This is a genomic window from Arenibacter sp. S6351L, from assembly GCF_023016025.1.
In the GTDB taxonomy this organism is placed as follows: domain Bacteria; phylum Bacteroidota; class Bacteroidia; order Flavobacteriales; family Flavobacteriaceae; genus Arenibacter; species Arenibacter algicola_B.
The window spans coordinates 214510-237428 of the sequence record NZ_JALKBB010000005.1; the positions used below are offsets into that span (position 1 = coordinate 214510).

At 40.5% G+C, this 22919-nt stretch carries 22 protein-coding genes; 16 read left to right on the plus strand and 6 right to left on the minus strand.

Going from position 1 to position 22919, the window contains the following annotated elements; genetic code table 11:
* Positions 1 to 31: 31 nt before the first annotated feature.
* From MWU82_RS06305 to hutH, 5 genes are all read right to left on the minus strand, one after another.
* A complete protein-coding gene (locus tag MWU82_RS06305; RefSeq protein ID WP_247095702.1) occupies positions 32 to 2434 on the minus strand; it encodes a tetratricopeptide repeat protein in 2403 nt (800 codons plus the stop codon).
* A 153-nt stretch (positions 2435 to 2587) separates the two neighbouring features.
* A complete protein-coding gene (locus MWU82_RS06310; RefSeq protein ID WP_247095704.1) occupies positions 2588 to 3442 on the minus strand; it encodes a class I SAM-dependent methyltransferase in 855 nt (284 codons plus the stop codon).
* A 232-nt stretch (positions 3443 to 3674) separates the two neighbouring features.
* Positions 3675 to 5684, minus strand: coding sequence for a urocanate hydratase (locus tag MWU82_RS06315; RefSeq protein ID WP_215947330.1), 2010 nt, complete (start codon positions 5682 to 5684; stop codon positions 3675 to 3677).
* Between the two features lie 18 nt (positions 5685 to 5702).
* A complete protein-coding gene (hutI, locus tag MWU82_RS06320; RefSeq protein ID WP_247095705.1) occupies positions 5703 to 6950 on the minus strand; it encodes an imidazolonepropionase in 1248 nt (415 codons plus the stop codon).
* Positions 6951 to 7002: 52 nt separating this feature from the next.
* On the minus strand, positions 7003 to 8583 hold the full coding sequence (gene hutH, locus MWU82_RS06325) for a histidine ammonia-lyase (RefSeq protein ID WP_247095706.1): 1581 nt from the start codon (positions 8581 to 8583) through the stop codon (positions 7003 to 7005).
* Positions 8584 to 8662: 79 nt separating this feature from the next.
* Between hutH and MWU82_RS06330 the strand changes: the two genes are divergently transcribed.
* Both MWU82_RS06330 and MWU82_RS06335 read left to right on the plus strand, forming a co-directional pair.
* Complete coding sequence (locus MWU82_RS06330) at positions 8663 to 9556, plus strand: LysR family transcriptional regulator (protein WP_247095708.1); 894 nt, start codon at positions 8663 to 8665, stop codon at positions 9554 to 9556.
* Positions 9557 to 9599: 43 nt separating this feature from the next.
* Positions 9600 to 10151 carry a nitroreductase gene (locus MWU82_RS06335; protein ID WP_215947334.1) on the plus strand — a complete coding sequence of 184 codons (552 nt, stop codon included), beginning with the start codon at positions 9600 to 9602 and terminating at the stop codon, positions 10149 to 10151.
* A 9-nt stretch (positions 10152 to 10160) separates the two neighbouring features.
* On the opposite strand, the gene MWU82_RS06340 is transcribed toward MWU82_RS06335, so the two are convergent.
* Complete coding sequence (locus MWU82_RS06340) at positions 10161 to 10676, minus strand: DUF456 domain-containing protein (RefSeq protein ID WP_247095710.1); 516 nt, start codon at positions 10674 to 10676, stop codon at positions 10161 to 10163.
* Positions 10677 to 11312: 636 nt separating this feature from the next.
* Between MWU82_RS06340 and MWU82_RS06345 the strand changes: the two genes are divergently transcribed.
* The 14 genes from MWU82_RS06345 to MWU82_RS06410 all read left to right on the plus strand — a co-directional run bounded on the left by MWU82_RS06345 (position 11313) and on the right by MWU82_RS06410 (position 22737).
* Positions 11313 to 11675 (plus strand): BlaI/MecI/CopY family transcriptional regulator, encoded by a 363-nt coding sequence (locus MWU82_RS06345; protein ID WP_031442279.1) that lies wholly within the window; start codon positions 11313 to 11315, stop codon positions 11673 to 11675.
* A complete protein-coding gene (locus MWU82_RS06350; protein WP_247095712.1) occupies positions 11672 to 13669 on the plus strand; it encodes a TonB family protein in 1998 nt (665 codons plus the stop codon). Before MWU82_RS06345 ends, MWU82_RS06350 begins: the two co-directional genes overlap by 4 nt.
* 158 nt (positions 13670 to 13827) lie before the next feature.
* On the plus strand, positions 13828 to 14304 hold the full coding sequence (locus MWU82_RS06355; protein ID WP_215947339.1) for a hypothetical protein: 477 nt from the start codon (positions 13828 to 13830) through the stop codon (positions 14302 to 14304).
* 32 nt (positions 14305 to 14336) lie between these two features.
* A complete protein-coding gene (gene ruvC / locus MWU82_RS06360; protein WP_247095714.1) occupies positions 14337 to 14894 on the plus strand; it encodes a crossover junction endodeoxyribonuclease RuvC in 558 nt (185 codons plus the stop codon).
* A gap of 184 nt (positions 14895 to 15078) precedes the next feature.
* Positions 15079 to 15444, plus strand: coding sequence for a four helix bundle protein (locus MWU82_RS06365; protein WP_247095715.1), 366 nt, complete (start codon positions 15079 to 15081; stop codon positions 15442 to 15444).
* Positions 15445 to 15525: 81 nt separating this feature from the next.
* Entirely contained in the window at positions 15526 to 16659 is a 1134-nt protein-coding gene (hemW, locus tag MWU82_RS06370) for a radical SAM family heme chaperone HemW (protein ID WP_247095717.1), read from the plus strand.
* A 24-nt stretch (positions 16660 to 16683) separates the two neighbouring features.
* Entirely contained in the window at positions 16684 to 17433 is a 750-nt protein-coding gene (locus MWU82_RS06375) for a cyclase family protein (RefSeq protein ID WP_247095718.1), read from the plus strand.
* Positions 17434 to 17445: 12 nt separating this feature from the next.
* On the plus strand, positions 17446 to 17805 hold the full coding sequence (locus tag MWU82_RS06380) for a DUF4260 domain-containing protein (protein ID WP_215947344.1): 360 nt from the start codon (positions 17446 to 17448) through the stop codon (positions 17803 to 17805).
* Complete coding sequence (locus MWU82_RS06385) at positions 17798 to 18421, plus strand: DUF4230 domain-containing protein (RefSeq protein WP_215947345.1); 624 nt, start codon at positions 17798 to 17800, stop codon at positions 18419 to 18421. The genes MWU82_RS06380 and MWU82_RS06385 overlap by 8 nt, the downstream gene beginning before the upstream one ends.
* Positions 18422 to 18533: 112 nt before the next feature.
* Complete coding sequence (locus tag MWU82_RS06390; RefSeq protein WP_215947346.1) at positions 18534 to 18929, plus strand: Dabb family protein; 396 nt, start codon at positions 18534 to 18536, stop codon at positions 18927 to 18929.
* 9 nt (positions 18930 to 18938) lie between these two features.
* Positions 18939 to 19466, plus strand: a complete 528-nt coding sequence (locus MWU82_RS06395) for a GNAT family N-acetyltransferase (protein ID WP_247095719.1) — start codon at positions 18939 to 18941, stop codon at positions 19464 to 19466.
* A gap of 18 nt (positions 19467 to 19484) precedes the next feature.
* Entirely contained in the window at positions 19485 to 19844 is a 360-nt protein-coding gene (locus MWU82_RS06400) for an MmcQ/YjbR family DNA-binding protein (protein WP_247095721.1), read from the plus strand.
* Positions 19845 to 19878: 34 nt separating this feature from the next.
* The gene (locus MWU82_RS06405) at positions 19879 to 21651 is read left to right on the plus strand and encodes a DNA mismatch repair protein MutS (protein WP_247095723.1); all 1773 of its coding nucleotides are present in this window, start codon (positions 19879 to 19881) and stop codon (positions 21649 to 21651) included.
* A gap of 84 nt (positions 21652 to 21735) precedes the next feature.
* Positions 21736 to 22737, plus strand: a complete 1002-nt coding sequence (locus tag MWU82_RS06410; protein ID WP_247095724.1) for a metal-dependent hydrolase — start codon at positions 21736 to 21738, stop codon at positions 22735 to 22737.
* Positions 22738 to 22919: the final 182 nt, after the last annotated feature.

Below are 22919 nucleotides of genomic sequence, written 5' to 3' on the forward strand. Positions count from 1 at the left end.
TTTATTTATTATATCTATCCCTTCTATTCTTTTAGTTCCCTGCCTGTTGTTTGGCGTAACTTAAATTTCCCTTTGACAACTTAGAGTTCGGATCTAATTTTAGTGCTTCATTACATGCGGTTATTGCCTTCTGGTATTTGTTCAGTTCGTTGTAGGCAGAACAAATGTTGTTATAGGCAATGGCGTTAGGTGATATTGCTATGGATTTCCTTGCAGCTGCAATGCAGGTCTGATATTTTTTTTTCTTGTAATATTCAAGACTAAGATTTATATAATAATTTGATACTTCCTTATCTGATAAATTGGCGGTAACATTGGCGGTACTCTTCTTTTTATCCATAGCATTCTCCAAATTGTTTTTTGCCAATTGATAGGAGGGTTTTAACTCCAATGCCTTTTGGTAGGCCTCTATGGCCTGGTCATAATTCAATAAATAAAAATGGCCTATACCTATATTGTTGTAGGCATCAGCGTATTCAGGTTTTAATTCCAAAGCTTTTCCGGCTGCTCTAATACAATCTTCGTAGTTGCTTGCATTGAAATATTGCAAACTTAAATTTAAATATTTTTCTGGGCTTGGAGCACTGGCTACCTCTTCTTCAAGGGCGGCAAGAATGGATTTTTTGTTCAAGGCAATATCCAAGTATTTTTTAGCGGTGCTATCTTCTGACCATTTTGCCAAAACTTCATTGCTAAAGTTTTTCATATTTTCCCAATCCTCAAGTTTATGAAAGGATTTTAGGATATATTCCCGGGTCTCAAGATAATTGGGAGTAAGATTATTTACCTGAGTAAAATAATCTATGGCCTCTTTAAATTGGTCATTTTGAAATAAATACCGTCCGTAAAAGTATTTGGTTTTATGGTTTGAATCACTTAGTGATAAGGCCTTTTTAAAGTTTTTGTCTGCACTTTCCTTATCGCCTATTGCATTTTTTAAAATACCAAGATTGGTATAAATACTGGAATAATTAGGAGAATATTCCAAGGCTTTATTAAATGATATTTCGGCATTGGCATAATCGGCATCCGCCATAAGGGCAAGTCCATAATTCATATGACCGCGGCCGTTTTCAGGACTTTTTATGGTAACATCTTTCCAAAGACTACGCTCGTCTTTCCATACTTTATTTCGCTGGTGAATGCCATAGGCATTGGCGGTCAAGAAAAAGATGATGAACAAGGCTACTGAATATTGACCAATATGTGTGTTCAATATTTTCGGAAAATAGGTTTCAAGGATATATTTGCTGCCAAAAACAAAGGCTATTGTTAGGCCCATATAGGGTATAAAACTTCGGTGGTCGTTTAATACTTCTGCAAAAGGAAGAACGGAAGAAGATGGCAGTAGTGAGATGAAAAACCACAACATGCCAAAGGAAAATAATTTGGTTTCCTTTTTATTGGATGCCTTTAATGCCAAATAAGCCAAAAGAGCAATACCAACTATCCCTAATATGGGCCTATAATCCAAAATGGACTCAAAGGCCTTCCAATCAGTGTCGGCGGAAAGGTTATATGGAATAAAATATGTCAAAATATAGTGGCACATTACCAATGGCTGGGTAATTAGATAATTGTACCTATCAGGTCCGCCTGGGGCAAAGGTATCCGGCAACATGCTAAAATAGAACACTAAAAACGCTACGGTCAGTATAAAGGAAGGAAACACCTTGACAAAGGAGCGGATACATTTTTTAAATTCAGTTGCCCTATAGAAGTGTAAAAGGTCTACTTCTTCCTCAAATACTAAAAAATAAAGAAATAATAGCGGCGAAAAAACCAAAGCCATTTCCTTGGAAAAGAAGCCAATAAATGGAAAAATAAGATAAAGATGCCATTTTCGCCATTTTCCACCACTTAAAAATGCCACAAATCCTAATAGGACATAAAATCCTGCAATAATTTCCGACCGTTGAATAATATAATTTACCGTTTCCGCATTGGCACATAGTAGGCCAAATGCTGCAGCGACCAGTAGTCCCCAAAATTGGTTGTAGTTGGAAAATTCCAGCCTGTCCAATAGTTTTTTTACAAAAAGACAGAGCGCGGCACAGGTGAATATGAAGAATATAAAAATATGAATATGGAATGCTAAAGGGTCCAAACCATTTCCCAATTTAAAATCTATGGCGTTTTCAAGGGTAGTGTATGGCCGGTAGGTCTGATTGCTAGGGAGAGAACTAAAGGTGGTGGCATCCTTGAAAAATGCTTTTACATCTACCTCTTTAATAGCATTGTTATCTTCTATGGTATGGCTATCGTCAAAATGAAAACCATTTAAGAAATGATTGGAATATGCCAGTATCAGTACAAATAACAATAGGGTGCCTAGTAAAATAAAAACCGGATTTTTAAATGAGTTGTAGTTGTTGCTGTTATAACCGGTAATCCTGTATATAGCCTTGGTGAACTTTGGTATTACTGCAATCATCGAGTTTGGTAATTTTTTTTCTTGGTTTTAGCGGCAAAAAATTACAAACTTCCAAGCCGCTCTTTCATATTTAATAACAACCTATTTTATCCACGGACCTATTAATAATTACTTTATTTCCGTGGCAGAATTAAATTCCAATAATCCTCTTTACTATACTTTTTTAAAAACAAAACATCGGGTGTCAGGGAATATTTGTAAAAATGGGAATAGAAAAAATACGCCAATTTTAGTAACCAATCTCATTAGATACCCTTGTTGGTTATCTTGTTCTATTCTATCGGATATTTCTGATAAATTGATGGTTTTCAATGGAAAGGACTCTACCTGTTCAAAATTGTTGTCCTTGGCCAGCCTCAACAAGGTACGTTTTGTAAAATAGCTCAAGTGCGGGCTGTGAAAATTAAATTGCCACATTCTGTCCAATATGGATTTTACACCAAATCTATAGGCTATTTTGGACATGAAATAAATTATTCCGTCTTGCTGTGGTAAATTAATGATCAAAAGCCCATCGGAATTTAGCAAGTTATAATTAGCTTTCATTATTCCCTTTAAATCGGGTAAATGCTCCAAAACATCATTATAGGCAATAAAGTCGTACAATAACTGTTCCGAGAGGTCTTGTGGGAAAAAACCATTCTTCACTTGCAGATCTTCCTTTTGGTAGCGGGCATTAAATCGGGTTTCAGGCTCAATTCCCTCACAACTAATATTGTAATCTTTACATACCTCCAGAAACCAGCCATATCCGGGACCTACTTCCAGGCCATGGACTTTGGTTATACCATGCTTTTTGATGGAAGTGATGATATGCTGAAAATTTTCCTTGCGTAAATTGATAAGTGCCTTCTCCCTAGTTTCTTCGTTGAGATCGGAAACTAAAGTTTTATTGAAGGTGGCATCAGGACAAAATTGAAAACCACAATTTGAACATTGATGTACATTAAATTTTAGTTGGTATTGTAATTTGGTTTTGGGATTGTTACAAATAGGACAGGGAATCATTATTTTTATTATGGTTTTTTTACTGATTATTTGCTCCAACAAAAGGAGAAACAATCCCTAATGAAAAACGATATAAGGACTGTTTCGTCCATAAAAATAGATGTTTCCAAGTAAAATATAAAATTTAGGTGAGGTTTTTACTTTAATAGTTGTAACCAGATCCAATATCACGCTAGTGCGACATGGACGATTGACATGTGCCATTGCCAATTGACCAAAATATAATTGATTATTAAAACAATCTTTCCAACAATTCGGCTTCTACCAAATTGGGCAAGGTTACCTTTAATTCCGGAGTACGTGCCATTTCCCGTTTTATGGCAAATATCGCTTCCTTGTTTCTGGCCCAACTTCTTCTGGATATCCCATTGTTTACATCATAAAAGAGCATGTTTTTTAAGCGCCTCGCGGCCTCGTCCGAACCATCCAGGACCAAACCGAAACCACCATTGATGACCTCGCCCCAACCTACACCACCTCCGTTGTGGATGGATACCCAAGTAGCGCCCCTAAAACTATCGCCAATAACATTTTGGATTGCCATATCTGCGGTAAACCTACTTCCGTCATAAATATTGCTGGTTTCCCTAAAGGGCGAATCGGTACCCCCCACGTCATGGTGGTCCCGTCCCAAAACAATGGGTGCACTGATTTTTCCAGAGTTTATAGCAGTGTTGAAGGCCATGGCAATTTTAGCCCTTCCCTCTGCATCTGCATATAAGATGCGGGCCTGAGACCCTACTACCAATTTATTGGATGAAGCTTCCCGGATCCATTTTATATTGTCCTGTATTTGCTGTTGGATTTCGGAGGGTGCATTAGTCCTAATTTCTTCCAAAGTTTGCAATGCAAGATCATCGGTTTTTTGTAAATCCTTAGGGTCTCCAGAAGTACACACCCATCTAAAGGGTCCAAAGCCGTAATCGAAACACAAGGGGCCTAAAATATCCTGTACATAGGAAGGATATCTAAAGTTGATACCATTACTCGCCATGATATCTGCCCCAGCCCTGGATGCTTCCAATAAAAAAGCATTGCCGTAATCAAAAAAATAGGTGCCCTTGGCCGTATGCTTGTTAATGGCCGATACCTGTCTTCTTAATGAAGCTTGAACCCTTTGTTTAAATTCTTCGGGTTTGGTTCTCATAAGAAGGTTGGATTCTTCAAAAGTTAGGCCGGCGGGATAATACCCCCCTGACCATGGATTGTGAAGGGAGGTCTGGTCGGATCCCAAATGAATGAATATGTTTTCCTGGTCAAACCTTTCCCATACGTCAACAATGTTGCCGATGTAGGCCAAGGAAACTACCTCCTCTTTTTGAATGGCCAGTCTGGTTCGTTTTACCAATTGATCCAGGTCTTCCAAAAGCTCATCTACCCAAGCTTGCTGGTATCTTTTTTGTGCAGCATCTTTATTTACCTCAGCACATATGGTAATGCAGCCGGCAATATTTCCGGCCTTGGGCTGGGCTCCGCTCATTCCCCCTAAACCGGAGGTGAGAAATATTTTTCCTTTGGCCGATTTTCCTTTTTGTAAGACCTTTCTAAAGGCGTTCAGGACGGTAATGGTAGTGCCATGAACTATTCCTTGTGGCCCAATATACATATAGGATCCGGCCGTCATTTGTCCGTATTGGGTAACTCCAAGGGCATTATACTTCTCCCAGTCATCCTGTTTGGAGTAGTTGGGGATCATCATCCCGTTAGTTACAACCACTCTAGGGGCTTCTTGGGATGAGGGGAATAGCCCCATGGGATGCCCGGAATAAATGTGCAGGGTTTGTTCGTTGGTCATATTCGCCAAGTACTGCATGGTTAAAAGATATTGGGCCCAATTCTGAAAAACGGCACCGTTGCCTCCATAGGTTATTAGTTCTTCGGGATGTTGTGCTACCTTGGGATCCAAATTGTTTTGGATCATTAGCATAATACTGGCGGCTTCTACGGTTTTTGCGGGATATTGATCAATTGGCCGTGCAAATAGAGGATAATCGGGCTTAAAACGATACATATATATTCTGCCCAGGGTATTCAATTCTTGGGCAAATTCTTTTCCAAGGATTTCGTGCCAATCCGAAGGAAAATAGCGCAAGGCATTGCGTATGGCCAATTTCTTCTCCTCAAGGGTTAGGATATCCTTACGTTTGGGGGCGTTATTGGTATTCTTGGGATAGACTTTTGTTTGGGGCATTACCTTTGGTATGCCTTGGAGTATTTGGTCTTTAAAATTCTCGTCCGTCATCGTTCGCGTCTTTTTTGATTATATATCCATTACCAATTTTCCTTTTTTGCAGACAAGGGAGGGGGGCATCATTCCTTGCTGGTAAAAAATCTCCCTGTAATCGTTGGTTGGAAATGCAACGAGATCTGCCAATAATCCCGTTTTTAATGTACCCCGGTCCTTTAGGTTCAAAGCCGTCGCTGCTCTAAAAGTAATCCCGGACAATACCTCGGTATTGGTGAGTTTTTCAAAGGAACCGAGCACGGCTGCCTGAACCAACAAATTACCCATTGGGGCGGAACCTGGGTTCCAATCACTGGCGATGGCCAAGGCCGCTCCGGCATCTAACAATCGGCGGGCAGGGGCATAGTTGCAGCCCAATCCCATAGAGGCGCCCGGCAAGGCAGTGGCCACTACATTGCTTTTAGCCAAAAGCTGAATTTCTTTTTCTGTACTGGCTTCCAGATGATCGGCACTGATAGCATCATATTTTACAGCTACGGCACTTCCACCTGTAGAAAATTGATCGGCGTGCACGGTGATATCGAACCCCATGGCCTTGGCCATGTCAAAATATGCCGCAATTGAAGCTGGGGAAAAGGCCCCTTCTTCCACAAAGGCATCAATTCTATGGGATAAGTTTTCTTTCTTTAAAATCGGAAATAGTGAAGTGCTTATTTCCAGTAGATAGTCATCTGCCGTGCCATTATAATCTTTTGGAACCATATGGGCTGCCAAACAGGTAGGAATCAGGTCGGACTGGCATTGTTCGTTGGCCAATGCAATGGCCCTTAGCATTTTTAGTTCCTCCTGTACCGAAAGTCCGTAGCCGCTTTTCACTTCTATGGTAGTCACTCCACGGGTCAAATGTCTGTCCGCTCTTGTTTTGACACCTGCTATTAGGGAGGAAGTTGCGGCTTTTCTTGTCTCTGTTACGGTGTCCCATATTCCACCACCAGCTTTGGCAATTTCTAGATAGGTTTTTCCTGAATTGCGAAGGGCATAGTCATTGGCCCTGCTCCCTCCAAAGCAAATATGGGTATGGGCATCTATTAAGCCGGGTAGGCACACCATATTGGTTTGAATATGGATGTTTTCGGCATTTAGGCGGTTTGCTTCCGTCTGAATTTCAGGATAAGATCCTACGGCGTGAATTTTTTCATCTACCATAATAATACCCCCATTTTCCAAAATTGGCAATTGCTCGTCCGATAGGGCTCCTTTTAGCGGTAAACCTGCCATGGTCAAGATTTGTTTAAAGGGGCCTATAAGGGTATATTTTTTCATGTTTGTCTAAGGTCTATAGTATGCAGATTGTTGTTGATGGGTTCGCTGTAGTTTAATATTTTTCAAATTCCTCTTCGAATGGACTTTCCATTTTTAGATTGTGGCGTTTCATTGTTTTTTCTACCGAAAGTATTATGGTGCGGTCCTTGATCATTTCGATTCCTTTTTCAATATCATCGGAAAACACCCTGTCTTTATCCGCAAAGGCCACTTTTTTGCGAATAGTTTTGTGGACTTCATCCAACAATACTCCGGATTTCATAGGCTTTCTAAATTCAAAAGCCTGAGCTGCGGTGAGGAGTTCAATGGCCAATATTTTCTCTACATTTTCCAATACCTGAAGGGCCTTTCTGCCGCTGATGGATCCCATGCTTACATGGTCTTCCTGGCCTAGGGAAGTAGGGATGCTATCCGCACTGGCAGGGAAACACAAGCCTTTATTTTCACTGGCCAAAGCCGCAGTAGTGTATTGAAGAATCATATAGCCCGAATTGATTCCGGTATCTTTCATCAACAATTTGGGCACCCCGGGACTGTTGCCTTCCAGGGCCAAATAAATACGGCGGTCCGAGATGTTTCCAAGCTCTGAAGCGGCCAAGCATGCGTAGTCCAGCGCCATTGCCAATGGTTGTCCATGAAAATTGCCCCCACTAATCGTTAATTCCTCATTAATAATGATAGGGTTGTCCGTGACCGAGTTCAATTCTATCTCCAACAATTCCTTCAAATGCAACCAGGCGTTTCTGGAGGCCCCGTGTACTTGGGGAATACATCTTAGGGAATAGGGGTCCTGTACCCGTTCACAATCTATGTGGTCCTGCATAATTTCTGAATCTTCCAATAGGAAACGGATTCTTGAAGCTACATGGCCATTGCCTTTAAAGGGCCGTAGTTTGTGCAACTCATTATAAAATGGTTTTACACTACCCTGTAATCCTTCAATCATCATGGCCCCAATAATGTCGGCATGGGTAAGGCAAGCGTGCATTTTGTCTATGGCCATTACGGCATGGGCAGCAATAAATTGGGTGCCGTTAATTAGGGCCAGGCCTTCTTTTGGACCTAATTCCAAGGGTTCAAGGCCATAAATTCTATGAAGTTGATCTGTGGAGATCAATTTTCTTATATACCTGACTCTTCCCAATCCTATTAGCGGTAAAAATAAATGGGATAAGGGAGCAAGGTCACCGGAAGCTCCTACTGAACCTTGGGAGGGTACTATTGGAATAGCATCATTGTCTATGTGCCATATTATTCGGTCCAGGGTGGCTTCTGCAATGCCGGAAAAACCTTTGGCAAGGGAATGGGCCTTTAGCACGAGCATTAATTTGGCCATTTCGGTTGCGATAGGCTGTCCAACCCCTACACTATGGCTTTGAAGTATATTGTTTTGTAATATTTTGGTTTCGGATTTGGAAATCTTGGTGGTACACAAGGGGCCAAATCCGGTATTGATTCCGTAAACAGGTTTGCCCATTTCCACAATACGTGCCACGACTTCATAACTGGCCCGAATTTTTTTTCTTGCTTTTTCTGAGATTTGTCCTTGGATCGTTCCCCTAGTAAGGCCTAGGGCTAGACCTGCCGTTAAATGATCTTCCCCGAAAAAAAAGATTTTTTTTGAAGTAGTCATAGGATTATTTTTTATGAATATAAATTTATTGATTATGTTTGATAATCACCAATACTATTAATATACACACTTAATAACCATGGGTTATCAATTAGAGCTCAGACATTTCAATTATTTCTTGGCAGTGGCCGAAGAATTGCATTATAGAAAAGCGGCGGAAAAGCTTTGTATTTCACAACCGGGCTTGAGTAGACAGATTAAGCAAATGGAAGAGATTTTGGAGGTGAAGCTTTTTGTTCGGACCAAGAAGAAGGTAAGCCTTACGGCTGCGGGGGAATATCTCAAAAGTGAAATAGAGTTTATCCTGAACCATTTGGAAGTTACCAAAAAGCAGTTGAGGCATATTAGGGATGGTAATTTTGGGGAGGTTCGGATAGGATTTTTGGGCTCGGCCATGCAAGAAGTGATACCCAATCTCCTAATTAAGTTAAAGGATAAATTTCCTGGAATCCAGACCAATTTGGAGGAATTGTCCAATAATGCACAGGTCAATGCCATTTTAAAGGATAAATTGGATATGGGGTTTGTACGCACGGCCAGAGTACCTGAAGGACTGAATATTCAACCGGTCTATACCGACACTTTTTCTGTTGTCTTACCGGAATTATATCCGTTATTGACTAGGGAATTTACGGATGTAGGGCAATTGGCGGCAGAGAATTTTATTTTGTTCGCCCAAGATTATAGTCCGTTGTACTTCGATACAGTTATGAGCATTTGTGAGGATGCCGGTTTTACCCCCAAGGTTTCCCATAAATCGGTACATGCCCAGACCATTTTTAAGCTGGTGGAGAATAATTTGGGGATAGCCATAATACCCACTTCCTTACAGTACGGGTTTCAGATGAAGGTGAAATTTATTGAGCTTAAGAATATTCCACAAAGGGCAGTGCTTTCAGTGTGTTGGAAGGAGGATAACAGGAACCCTGCCTTGCGACATTGTATTAATTTGTTGTTGAAGCAATCAGAATAAGTGATTTAAAAACTTTAGCTTGTAATATTTAAATTGAGAGATTATGATTTTTGATATAATTAAGAGGCGTAGGTCTGTTTTTCCTGCCCAATATAATGATAAACCCATAAGTAAGGAGAACATTGAAAAGGTGTTGGAGGCCGCCAACTTTGCGCCAACCCATAAGAAAACGGAACCTTGGCGTTTTAAAGTACTACAGGGAGAGACAAAGGAAAAGTTGGGTTTGTTTCTGTCTTTGAAGTATATGGAAACCGACCCCAAGCCAAAGCAGTTCAAGGTAGAAAAGTTGATACAAAATCCAAAAAATGCTGCGGTTGTAATAGCCATTTGTATGCAACGCGACCCCCTAGAAAGTTTGCCCGAATGGGAAGAGGTGGCTGCAACGGCCATGGCAGTTCAAAATATGTGGCTTTGTTGTACCGAGATGGGTATAGGTAGCTATTGGAGCTCTCCCGGCCTGATTAAATATATGGACGACTTTTTTGAGCTGAACTCAGGAGAGGTATGCCTAGGATTTTTCTATATGGGCTATTATGACGAAGAAATCCCCGTGGTCAGCAAAGGCCCGTGGCAGGAAAAAGTTACCTGGATGTAATAATCCCGGTTAATTAAAAAAGGGAAATAAGTCCGATTTATATTCCCAAGCTTTATATATAAATAGGCCTAAATAGATTATGGTGACCATAAATTTCAGGAAGGTACCGGTTAAAAAGCCTAAAAAAGAACCAAAGGCGGCCTTTAGGGCCGTTTTTTGATCGGCTTTGTTGATTAGTTCCCCGGCCAAAGCCCCCAAAAAAGGCCAGATTATTATTCCAAAAAATCCAAGAACAGGAAATATTAAGGCTATTAAAAGTCCAATGGTAGTTCCTATCATACCCCATTTGCTTCCTCCGAATTTTTTGGTTCCCCAAACCGGAATGATGTAGTCCAGGGCAAAGACCACAATGGCGATGGTAAATGTGATGCCCAGGAAGGTCCAGTCATCGGGAATGGCTTTGGTAAGATAGAGGAGGAGCAGGCCTACCCAACTTATAGGCGTTCCCGGAAGTACCGGTAGAAAACTTCCCAATACGCCAACGAACATTAAAATGAACCCGATAATCAACAATGCAATATCCATAGGAATCTTTTGAACGCTTAGTTTGACGAAGATAGGAAGGATTTGTTACATGGATGGGAAAGGACTGGTTCTAGTCACTTCGACATGAGGCAATTTCAGTGACGATCCAAACCTAAGTTGTCAATTGGAAATTATGTGCTTTTCCAAGGACTTGGGCTTACAATCCCTTCCGTCTCCTCGGCTGCTAGCCGAGAATCCACCTTGTCCTCCCGCGGAAAACGCGGGACAGGTTTTGTCCAAGGGAAGGAGCTTACAATGATTATACTTATGGTTTTATGTCACACAATGAAATGCTTAAAAAATGCTCCTTCCCCTAATCAGGGGAAGGTGGCTTCGACAAAGGAGAAGCCGGAAGGGGTGAGAAACGCAGACTATTCCGAGTAATGAAGAGAATGCTTCGTAGCCATACCTCGTCGCTGGCGCGAGCGTCACGCTCGTGCCTACTTAGAATTCAGATTAAAAAAAATCCAGTAAGAGCTTGACGCTCGCAATTGCTTTTAAGATACAATAGCTTCACAACAATTTTTAACTAAAAAATTAGTTTAAACTAATTTTTTAGTTATATTTGTTATAGCCTTCAACTAAAAAGTTAGTTAAATAGTGGTTGGGGACACGAAAAAATTATAAAATCGACAGATGAAACAGTTGACCAAAGCAGAGGAGGAAGTAATGCAGGTATTATGGCAGTTGCAGAAATGTAATGTGGCCGCAATCATAGATGAATTGCCGGAGCCCAAACCGGCGTACAATACAGTTTCCACCATTGTACGCATCTTGGAGAGCAAAGGTTTTGTAGATCACGAGCAAGAGGGCAGGGGCTATCTTTATTTTCCGCTGATCAAGAAATCGGATTACGGCAACCAGTCCATCAACAAATTGGTGGATGGCTATTTCCAGGGCTCGTTTAAAAGTATGGTATCCTTCTTTATGAAAAAGAATGATATGAGCCTTTCAGAATTGGAATCAATACTCAAGGACATTAAAAAGGAAAAGGAATGATACAGTATATTCTAGAATGTATGGCCTTCCAGTTATTGTTTTTGATCGTTTACGATCTGTTCCTAAAACGGGAGACCTTTTTTCAATGGAACAGGGCATACCTGATGGGGACATTTGTATTATCCCTTTTACTGCCCTGGATAAAGGTCGAAGCTTTGAAGACTAAGGTGTCTTCCGAATATTTTATATATCCCGAGTATTTATGGGGAACGGATATGTCCGAAGGGGTGATTGTTGCTCCTGAAAATTCTCCTTCATTTGATCTTTCTGCAACCGAAATAATATTTTATGGCGGAATGTTAATTGCTGCCTTCCTTTTTGCTTATAAACTATACCAGATAAACCGACTAAAACGTCAAGGTGAAATCCGCTATTTTAGAGATTTTACTAGGGTAGTGGTAAGAAACAGTAGTATTGCCTTTTCCTTTTTTAGGTCGATTTTTTTGGGCGACCAAGTGTTGGAAAAGGAACATAAAAGCATTATTCAGCACGAGCTGGTACATATAGAACAAAGGCATAGTTGGGACCTTTTGTTCTTTGAACTGATGCGCATAATAGGCTGGTTCAACCCCTTGATCTACGTTTATCAAAACAGGGTTTCCGAATTGCACGAGTTCATCGCCGATGCAAAAGTGGCCAAGACCCATAAGGCGGAGCAGTATCAATTGCTGTTGTCACAGGTCTTTCAGACCCAACATATTTCTTTCATCAATCAATTTTTTAAATCATCATTAGTCAAAAAACGAATCGTCATGTTACAAAAATCAAAATCAAAAAGAGTTTGGCAGCTAAAATATTTATTGTTGGTGCCGTTGGTAGTGGGAATGTTGGTGTACACTTCCATGGAGGCCAAAGAAAATGGAATTTCTGAGGAAGAACAAGCTACTGGCGATGCACAGTTAATAAAAAACATCAAATTGCCTCAACTTAGTAATCCTAATCAAGGCGATGTTGATGTTCCTTTTTCTCAAGTAGAAAAGGTTCCAATTTTTCCCGGTTGTGAAGACGCGGAAAATATGAGGGCCTGTTTTCAACAACAAATGCAGAAACATATTGCTAAGAATTTTAGATACCCCCAAGAAGCTCAGGAAAAAGGTATACAAGGGAGGGTGAATATTATGTTCGTTATTCAAAAAGACGGAAGTATAGGGAATGTTCGCATGCGCTCCCCGGATAAAATTTTGGAAGCAGAGGCAGCGCGAATTATTTCACTGTTACCACAAATGGCCCCTGGGGAACACAAAGGAAAAAAAGTGCGAGTAGCGTATTCCACCTCAATCACATTTAAACTGCAGCGACGAGATGAATTTGGTACAAAGGAAAATGATGATGGAACTGTGGATGTGGCCTTCGCCATTATAGACAAAGTTCCAGTCTACCCAGGTTGCGAGGATGCAGGGGATATGAGAGCCTGTTTTAATCAAATGTTGCAGAGGCATATTGGAAAGAATTTTAGATATCCCGAACAAGCCCAGGAAATTGGCATTCAGGGACGGGTAAATGTGCTGTTCATTATTCAGGAAGATGGAAGCATTGGTAATGTTAGGTTACGCGGTCCGGACAAATTATTGGAAGATGAGGCGGCCCGAATTATTTCTTTGTTGCCGCAAATGACCCCTGGGGAACACCGTGGTGAAAAAGTACGGGTACCTTTTTCGATTCCGATTACCTTTAAGCTTCAAGGGCCTGAAGAAAATGAGTCGTCGCAATCCCCAGAATTAATGTCAGTTTCGAATACGATGTCCGTAATGGCAAATGTTAAAAAGGTTGGTGGTAAGGAGTATCTTCGATGTATGGTTACCGATGGAACCAAAGGGTTGCCAGGGGTAAATGTTTCCGTACAAGGAAAAAATGAGGTTGTGGTTACAGACTTTAATGGGATAATTGAGATTGAAGCCCAAAAAGGAGAGGTCTTAACTTTTCAGTACAAAGGATTGCCCACTACTATGCTTGTCCTTACGGATCAACAGAAATACCATATTACCAATAAGTAAACATTACTATATGTTTCTTTAAGGTAACCACTGTGCTGTTGGTAAGGATATTTCTTGAAAATTGTAGCCCATAGGTTAAGATTATTCAACAGGAAATTGACGGCTACACCCCTTAAATTGATCAAAAAATTGTAATTTCCGCCCAGAATCTGGCATACATGAGGAAAGTTGCGGTTTTGGCTTGTTTTTGTCTTTTTACCTCTTGCGACTGGTTTACTTCCAAGGAAGAAAGAACCCAAGAATTGGTAAACGAGGAAATGCGCAATATAAATTTTAATGAGGTAGATCGTTATCCACTATTTGACAATTGTGATGAAATGATGGATAAAGCGGGACAATTGGATTGTTTTCAGAATACCCTTTTGGAACAATATACGGAGACTTTGGAGGATTTTGAATTTCAGTTCGTGTCCGATGTCAATACCAATATTTACGTAGATTTTCTGGTGGACTACAAAGGGGAAATATCCGTTTTGGAAGTACAGCGCAATGAGGATATTGAAAATCAGATTCCGGAATTTCGCAGTATTATCACCCAAAGTCTAAAAGGACTGCCCCATTTATCGCCCGCCTTAAAACGAGGTGTGCCCGTATCCTCCAAATTTAGGATTCCTATTATTGTGAATTCTAAATAAATAAAATCACTAAAAATTAAATAGCTTCTTCCTTGGCACACGAAAAGATAATATTGGGTATTGATCCTGGAACTACAATCATGGGCTTCGGCCTAATTAAGGTGGTGAATAAGAAAATGGAGTTTGTTCAAATGAACGAGCTCCTGCTTCAAAAATACAATGACCCCTATACCAAGCTAAAACTAATTTTTGAACGCACCATAGAACTCATCGACACCTATCACCCGGACGAAATAGCTATTGAAGCACCTTTCTTTGGTAAGAACGTTCAATCCATGCTCAAACTGGGCAGGGCACAGGGGGTTGCCATGGCCGCTGGCTTATCGCGCCAGATCCCCATAACGGAATACCTGCCGAAAAAGATTAAAATGGCCATTACCGGGAACGGAAACGCCAGTAAGGAACAGGTGGCCAAAATGCTTCAAAGCGTACTGAGTTTAAAGTCGCTCCCCAAAAACCTGGACAGTACGGATGGCCTGGCCGCTGCCGTATGCCATTTTTATAACGAAGGCCGAATAGAAGTTGGCAAAAGCTATAGTGGTTGGGATGCTTTTGTGAAACAGAACGGTGACAAAATCAAGAAACAATAATCAATTACCAATTACCAATACTTTGTATGGGAACAGATAGTAATCCTTTAGCCGATATATAGTGAACAGTAATCAGTAATGAGTAAACAGTATGGTAAGAGCCAACAGTTAAAATTCTGATCAGACCTATTTGCCAATTAATTCGAAGACTTATTTTTGATGTATTGAACAATAATCAGTAGTTATGAGATTTCAAGATTTATTGGCCTATAAAAAATCTTTTGCCTTGGCAATGAGGATTTATGAAATTTCCAAATCCTTTCCAAAAGAAGAAAGGTATTCCTTGACCGATCAAATAAGAAGATCTTCCAGAAGTGTTTCAGCTAATATTGCCGAATCTTATGCTAAGCGACTTTATCCTAAATATTTCATCAATAAATTAACCGCTAGCGATGCTGAGAATTTAGAAACCCTAGTATGGATGGAATATGCCATGGAATGCCAATATATAAAAAAGGAAATATTCGATGAGATGGTAAGTGAAAGTCAGGAAATTGGGATGCTAATTTATTTTATGATCAATAACCCCGATAAGTTTGGTTCCAAATAGGTTAATTTTACTGACCACTGACCACTGACCACTGACCACTGACCACTGACCACTGACCACTGACCACTGACCACTGAAAAAATGAGCGGCATTTACATACATATTCCTTTTTGCAAGCAGGCGTGCCATTATTGCGATTTTCATTTTTCCACCAATATGGGGAAGAAGGAGGCAATGATATCGGCGCTGATTAAGGAACTGGTTCTTAGAAAGGAAGAATTTAAGGATGAGGTGGTACAGACCATTTACTTTGGGGGCGGAACGCCATCGGTATTGGATACGGCCGAAATAGACCTGATAATCGGGGCAGTTTATAGTAATTATACCGTAGTAGCTGATCCTGAGATAACCTTGGAGGCCAATCCGGATGATCTGTCGAAAGAAAAGATAGAGGAATTGGCCAAATCACCCATCAATAGGCTGAGTATCGGTATACAATCCTTTTTTGAGGAGGATTTGAAAATGATGAACAGGGCACATAATGCCCAAGAAGCTGCAGCATGTATTGCTATGGCAAAGTTGTATTTTGATAATATTTCCATCGATCTTATTTATGGCATTCCCGGAATGACCAATGAAAGATGGATTTCCAACATAGAAAAGGCCTTGGTTTTTGGGGTGCCGCACATTTCCAGCTATGCCCTTACCGTAGAACCTAAAACCGCCCTAAAAACATTTATAGACAAAGGACTTATCCCACCCGTGGATGATGAATTGGCAGAAGCACATTTCCATATTTTGGTCCAGAAATTGGCAGAAGCCGGATTTGTAAATTATGAGATTTCTAATTTTGGGAAACCTGGATATTTCTCCCGTAATAACACCGCTTATTGGCAAGGAAAAAAATATTTGGGAATAGGTCCGTCTGCACATTCCTATGACGGGCTTAGAAGAGGTTGGAATATTAATAACAATGCAAAATATATAAAAGTGATTGCCCAGAACGAGCTGCCCATGGAAACTGAGGTGTTGTCCATAACAGATCGTTACAACGAATATGTCATGACTGGTTTACGGACCATTTGGGGTGTATCCCTGGAGCGAATCAAAACCGAGTTTGGTCAGAAGTTTTATGCCTATTTGACGCAACAGGCTCAAAAAAAAATAGAGGACGGATTACTTTATATTGAGAAGGATCATTTATTGGTCTCTAAAAAAGGCAAATTTTTAAGTGATGGGATTGCTGCCGATTTATTTTTGGTTAACTTGTCCTGAGCACGAATAACAAGTTCAGCATACATGAAAACCATTATAAAACACAATACTAAAAAATATACAATAGATCTGTCCAAGCCTTTGGATATCTCTATTCCCATTACTGGAAAGAGTACCAATGTAAATGCATGGTATGTAGATCCTCCAAAAATAGAGCCGCATACGGAAGGGGAATTTATAGGGAAGATCACAGAAGGGGCTTCCACCAATTTTAACGATATTAGTTTTAATCCTCATGCCCATGGTACACATACCGAATGTATTGGTCATATAACGGAAGAGTTCTATTCCGTAAATAAAAGCCTTTCCAAATTCTTTTTTATGACAGAGGTCATTACCATAGCTCCGGAAAAGATTAATGGCGATTTTGTGATTTCTAAAAAGCAATTGCAATATGCCTTGGGCAATAAAAATAGGGAGGCAGTGGTCATTCGGACCATCCCTAACCTTAGGGACAAAATGACTAGGCAATATGCCAATACCAACCCCCCGTATTTATTGGAATCGGCAGCACAATTGTTGGTGGACAAGGGGGTGGAGCATTTGTTGATAGATCTTCCTTCCGTGGACAAGGAAAAGGATAACGGAGCCCTTTTGGCCCATAAAACCTTTTGGAATTACGATGGAAAACGGCGGTTGCACGCTACGATAACCGAGTTTGTTTTTGTGGCAAATTCCATCAAGGATGGGAAGTACTTTTTGAATCTTCAATTGGCTTCATTTGAAAATGATGCCAGCCCCAGTAGGCCTGTTTTATATTTAATAGAGGAATAATAATTAGGGGGTATGCGGTTACTTTTAAAAAGTGAGGAATTACTAATGTTCTGTCTGGGATTATATCTCTTTAGTTTGTTGGATTATAGCTGGTGGTGGTTTGTTGGGCTAATTTTGGCGCCAGATATAGGGATGCTTGGCTATATTATGGGAAATAAGATTGGTGCTATCGGATATAATATATTCCATCATAAGGGTTTGGCCATCGCTATTTATTTTCTCGGGATTTATCTTTCATTACCTTTGTGTCAGTTAATAGGGATTATCCTGTTTTCCCATGCTTCCATGGACAGGATATTTGGTTATGGGCTTAAATATAACAAGGGGTTTAAATACACCCACTTAGGTGAAATAGGTAAGGCAAATGAGTGATATATTGGAACTTTTTTTGGGCCTCATTCTCGGGGCCATTGCAATGTACTGGGTGTTTTCTTTTTTTCGTAAAAAGAGGAGTAAGGAACTCACGGAACATCAGTCGGCCATTTTATTGGATAAGATAAAAAGCGTTTGCAAATTAATCACCGTGGAGGGCGATTTTGCCGAAATTTATCGGTATGAAAATACCAAAGAGCGTTTTCTTAGCTTGGTAAGCAGCAAAAAGAAGGCCTTGATCATTATTAATGCCAAGGCGCACATTGGTTTTGATCTAAAGAAGTTGCAGATGTATGCCGATAACGATAAAAAAAGAATAATACTTACCAATTTTCCTCAACCTGAAATTCTGTCCATTTCCCCGGAACTACAGTTTTACGATATACAAAACGGACTTTTCAACTCCTTTACCCCAACGGACCTTACCTCCTTGAATATGGAGGCAAAACAACACATAAGGGATAAGATTCCTCAAAGTGGTTTAATGGATACCGCAAATAAAGAGGCTTTGGAGGCTGTACTTTTAGTCGAGAAGATTGTGGAGACCATAGGTTGGAAACTGGACTATTCTGCCCTGGAAATGAACAACCGAAAAAAGGACTTATTGGAGAAATAATTTCCTTTTTTACATAATCCCGATTTGGAATCAATTTTATTTATTTTAGCGAAATGATGGGATGGTCTCTATGGGGCATATTTTTGGTGGGACTTTGAAAACAAAATTTATAATGAAAACTTTATTTTATACTGTATTATTTTTAACAATGACCGTAGCCAGTTATGGTCAAAACAAAGAAGATATGAAGAACTTTGATTCCAATTTTGTGCACACCGTTTTTTTTTGGTTGAAGAATCCCGACAGCGTTGAGGATAGGAAGGCCTTTGAGACGTCCATCTTAAAATTTATGAGGGATTCCAAATACGCCAAGACCAACTTTGTGGGCGTACCGCCAAAGGCCACCCGTGATGTTGTGGATGGTTCCTTTACCTATTCCTTGGTGGTTTCCTTTGAATCGGCAGATGCACAGGCAAAATATCAGACAGAAGAAGCCCATAACCTATTTGTGGCGGAATCCAGCAATTTATGGTCTAAGGTTATCGTGTACGACTCCCAAGGGATTTAGTTCTATGTTATGTTGACTTATAGGCAGGCCAATGCCGGGGATTATTTGGAAATCGCCAAATTGCACGTAAAAAGTTGGCAACAACATTACAGAGGTGATTTTAGTGATCATTTTTTGGATGTTGAAGCTGCTTCGGAAAGAAAAGAGGTTTGGAAAGATAGACTAAGCAATCCCTCTCCTAATCAATTCGTTTTGGTTGCAGAACAGGATGGGGAAATCTGTGGATTTGCCTGTGCCTTTCTAGAGGGTGATGCCGAATACGGCACCTTATTGGATAATTTGCACGTATTGGCGAAGGTCAAGGGAAAGGGAATTGGCAGACATTTGATAAGCTTGGTGGCCCAGGAAGCACTGAAGAATAATCCCGAAGGAAAATTGTATTTATGGGTGTTGAAGAACAATGCCAGCGCAATGGCCTTTTATGAGCGTTTGGGAGGAGTTAATGGTGAAACCGTGGTAGGAAACGACATTGGTGATCAGGAAGTACTTAAATGCAGGGTAACATGGGAAAGTCTAAAAGTGCTGGCACATTGGTGATGCATTAGAACCGATATTATGAATATAGAGGAATTTAGGGAGCATTGTATTATTAAAAAAGGGGTTACGGAAGAATTCCCCTTTGATGCCGCCACCTTGGTATTCAAGGTAATGGGCAAAATGTTTGCCCTAGTGCCTCTGGAGCGTATCCCATCCCAAGCCAATTTGAAATGCGATCCGGAAAGGGCCATTGAATTGCGGGAAACATACGATGGAAAAATCACAGCTGGGTACCATATGAGCAAAGTACATTGGAATACCCTTTATTTGGAGTCTTTGGCGCCTACTTTTGTCCAGGAATTGATAGACCATTCCTACGAACTGGTAGTTGCCGGTCTAACAAAAAAGTTACAGGCCCAACTTAAGGCTTTGGATTAACTACATTTGCATAAATTACATTTCAAATTCCTAAATGGATAACCTAAAAACATTTTATAGACACAGAGTTGAACTGCATACCGGATTGTTGGGGCAGGTAAAAAGACAACTGGCCTTATCCAGTACCATCAGATTGATCGTTTTTGTTTTCGCGGCCGGCTTGACCTACCTTTTTTTTGGGGATACCAAATTGGTCTTGGGAACAGTCATAGTTGCCATAGGCCTATTTTTATTTTTGGTTTCCAAACATACGGATTTACAGTACAGGAGGGACAAACTTTTGGCCCTAATAAAAATAAATGAAACGGAAATTAAGGTGTTGGAACGCAATTTTCATCACCTTCCCGATGGTTCGGAATATAAGGATCCCACCCATTTTTTTGCCCAGGACATTGACCTGTTCGGAAAAGGGTCTTACTATCAATATAGTAATCGTACCGCCTTGCTCCAAGGTAGCGATATGTTGGCGGAGATGCTATTGTCCAATAACTTGGCCAATATTGCCGACAAGCAGAAGGCTGTGGAAGAATTATCCAAATTACCCGATTGGAGACAGGAATTTTCTGCAATTGCTATCCTGGTAAAAACGGATACTACCACCAAAACCATAGTTTCATGGCTTTCTGGCTATAAGGCATACGTTCCCAAGGTAATGCGTTTTGTGTCCTATGCTTTTTCTTTGGTTTCCCTGATTTTAATTGGAGGATACTTGTTTGGGCTATTACCCGGTTACCCAATTTTCATAATACTATTGGCGGGTTTGTTATTGAGTGGTTTTTACCTAAAAAGCACTTCTAAATTGGCTTCGGATGCCAATAGGTTACAAAGTACCTTTCAGCAATATCAAAAATTGATTCTAAAAATAGAGGAACAGGAATTTACCTCCGATCTTTTAAGGGAAAAGAGGAATTCTGTGGTCTCCCAGAAAGAGTTGGCCTCAAAAGTTTTAAAGGAATTCTCTGAAATTCTCGGTGCCTTGGACCAAAGGAACAATATGTTTTTTGCCTTGTTGGGGAACGGATTTTTTCTTTGGGATTTGTTACAGGCGTACAGGATAGAACGGTGGATAGGCCAGCACGGGCCAAAGGTGGAACAATGGTTTAACGCCATAGCCTTTTTTGATGCCTTTAATAGTTTGGGGAATTTTGCCCATAATCACCCCAGCTATAGCTATCCGAAGTTGGTGAAAAACGAGATTGTCCTGAAATCGGTGAAGGCATCACATCCTTTATTGGATCCCCAAAAAGCGGTTCCCAATGATATAACGATCCTTAAGGAACAGTTTTTTATTGTCACCGGAGCCAATATGGCCGGGAAAAGTACCTTTTTACGAACGGTTTCCCTGCAAATTGTCATGGCCAACGTAGGACTTCCTATATGCGCCCAATCTTCGGAATATTCCCCTATTAAATTAATAACCAGCATGCGGACTACTGATTCCCTTACGGATGATGAATCTTATTTCTTTTCCGAATTGAAGCGGTTGAAGTTTATCGTGGATGAAATACAGAAGGACAAATATTTTATTGTTTTGGATGAAATCCTGAAAGGGACCAACAGTATGGATAAGGCTATTGGCTCACGGAAGTTTGTTGAAAAGTTGGTGGCCTCAAAATCTACCGGGATTATTGCGACCCATGATTTAAGTTTATGTGAAGTTTCAGAGGAGTTGCCCCAGGTTAAGAATTATTATTTTGATGCCGAGATCATTAATAATGAACTTAATTTCGATTACACCTTTAAAACAGGGGTTTGTAAAAATATGAATGCATCTTTCTTGTTAAAAAAGATGGAAATAGTGGAATAACCACTATGGTTTAGGTAGGAAATTGTGAATTTTCAGTACCCTTCGACGAAATGAGGGCATAGCTCTTTTGAATAAATAATCAGGATGGATTCGCTAACACAGATAGTACTGGGTGCCGCAGTGGGAGAAGCGGTTTTAGGTAAGAAAGTAGGCAATAAAGCCATGCTTTACGGAGCTATTGCCGGGACCATACCCGACTTGGATGTTTTGGCCAATTATGTTACCGATACTGTTACCGCTATAGAATGGCATAGAGGGTTTACCCACTCTATCTTCTTTTCCATAATTTTTGCCCCTATCTTCGGTTGGTTAGTTTTTAAATTGGAACGGAAGGGGCCTGCCACATGGAAGGAATGGTCATGGTTGTTCTTTTGGGGACTTTTTACCCATCCCATTTTAGATGCCTTTACCACGTGGGGGACCCAACTTTTTTGGCCATTTGATCTTAGGGTAGCTTTTCAGAACATCTTCGTTATTGATCCCTTGTACACCTTGCCCTTTTTGCTGTTCCTTATTCTGGCTATGCGCCAAAAGCGCAATCTAGCGCTGCGGTGGCGTTATAATATGTGGGGGTTGACCATTAGTAGTTTATATTTGGGACTTAGCTTGGTGCTCAAAGGAGTGGCTTATAAAAAGATTACCGATAGTTTGGACGCACAGGGAATAGCTTATACGGAAATAGATACTAGGCCTTCTCCATTTAATACTGTTCTTTGGTCTGCCAATGTGGATGCGGGGGATGCCTACCTCATTGGGAACTACTCTTTTTTCGATAATAAGCCAGTTCTGTTCAGTCGGTATCCAAAAAACCACGAATTGTTGGGTGGCTTGGCCCAAAGTGATAAGATTCAACGGCTGAAAAAAATTACTGAAGGTTGGTATACGATTAATGAGGTAAACGGGCAGTTGTTTTTTAATGACCTGCGATTCGGGTTGATGAGTTTGGATCCCAAGGAGCAGCAATTTGCCTTTAATTATAAGTTGGTTCCCAAGGATGGGGAGCTGTTGGTAGAGGAAAGTCCAAAATTAAAAAGGGATGCCAAAAAGCTCCTTTTGGCCCTGTGGGCACGTATGTGGGGGAATTAATGCAATGCTTTAGGTCTCAGATATGGTCCCCTCGAGCGGAGTCGAGAGGTGTTGGACACTTATAATGTTAAAATGAGGTTTCGACTACGCTATTAGATTAGCATTATTAAATTTATAGATGTTTAATCAGATAAAAGTTACTGAACAACCAGAGGAGAAAAGGTGACCTATTTCGACTCACA

Coding starts and splice junctions, on each gene's coding strand:
- MWU82_RS06305 (WP_247095702.1), bottom strand. CDS start 2,434: ATGATTGCAGTAATACCAAAGTTCACCAAGGCTATATACAGGATTACC.
- MWU82_RS06310 (WP_247095704.1), bottom strand. CDS start 3,442: ATGATTCCCTGTCCTATTTGTAACAATCCCAAAACCAAATTACAATAC.
- MWU82_RS06315 (WP_215947330.1), bottom strand. CDS start 5,684: ATGACGGACGAGAATTTTAAAGACCAAATACTCCAAGGCATACCAAAG.
- hutI (WP_247095705.1), bottom strand. CDS start 6,950: ATGAAAAAATATACCCTTATAGGCCCCTTTAAACAAATCTTGACCATG.
- hutH (WP_247095706.1), bottom strand. CDS start 8,583: ATGACTACTTCAAAAAAAATCTTTTTTTTCGGGGAAGATCATTTAACG.
- MWU82_RS06330 (WP_247095708.1), top strand. CDS start 8,663: ATGGGTTATCAATTAGAGCTCAGACATTTCAATTATTTCTTGGCAGTG.
- MWU82_RS06335 (WP_215947334.1), top strand. CDS start 9,600: ATGATTTTTGATATAATTAAGAGGCGTAGGTCTGTTTTTCCTGCCCAA.
- MWU82_RS06340 (WP_247095710.1), bottom strand. CDS start 10,676: ATGGATATTGCATTGTTGATTATCGGGTTCATTTTAATGTTCGTTGGC.
- MWU82_RS06345 (WP_031442279.1), top strand. CDS start 11,313: ATGAAACAGTTGACCAAAGCAGAGGAGGAAGTAATGCAGGTATTATGG.
- MWU82_RS06350 (WP_247095712.1), top strand. CDS start 11,672: ATGATACAGTATATTCTAGAATGTATGGCCTTCCAGTTATTGTTTTTG.
- MWU82_RS06355 (WP_215947339.1), top strand. CDS start 13,828: ATGAGGAAAGTTGCGGTTTTGGCTTGTTTTTGTCTTTTTACCTCTTGC.
- MWU82_RS06365 (WP_247095715.1), top strand. CDS start 15,079: ATGAGATTTCAAGATTTATTGGCCTATAAAAAATCTTTTGCCTTGGCA.
- hemW (WP_247095717.1), top strand. CDS start 15,526: ATGAGCGGCATTTACATACATATTCCTTTTTGCAAGCAGGCGTGCCAT.
- MWU82_RS06375 (WP_247095718.1), top strand. CDS start 16,684: ATGAAAACCATTATAAAACACAATACTAAAAAATATACAATAGATCTG.
- MWU82_RS06380 (WP_215947344.1), top strand. CDS start 17,446: ATGCGGTTACTTTTAAAAAGTGAGGAATTACTAATGTTCTGTCTGGGA.
- MWU82_RS06385 (WP_215947345.1), top strand. CDS start 17,798: ATGAGTGATATATTGGAACTTTTTTTGGGCCTCATTCTCGGGGCCATT.
- MWU82_RS06390 (WP_215947346.1), top strand. CDS start 18,534: ATGAAAACTTTATTTTATACTGTATTATTTTTAACAATGACCGTAGCC.
- MWU82_RS06395 (WP_247095719.1), top strand. CDS start 18,939: ATGTTGACTTATAGGCAGGCCAATGCCGGGGATTATTTGGAAATCGCC.
- MWU82_RS06400 (WP_247095721.1), top strand. CDS start 19,485: ATGAATATAGAGGAATTTAGGGAGCATTGTATTATTAAAAAAGGGGTT.
- MWU82_RS06405 (WP_247095723.1), top strand. CDS start 19,879: ATGGATAACCTAAAAACATTTTATAGACACAGAGTTGAACTGCATACC.
- MWU82_RS06410 (WP_247095724.1), top strand. CDS start 21,736: ATGGATTCGCTAACACAGATAGTACTGGGTGCCGCAGTGGGAGAAGCG.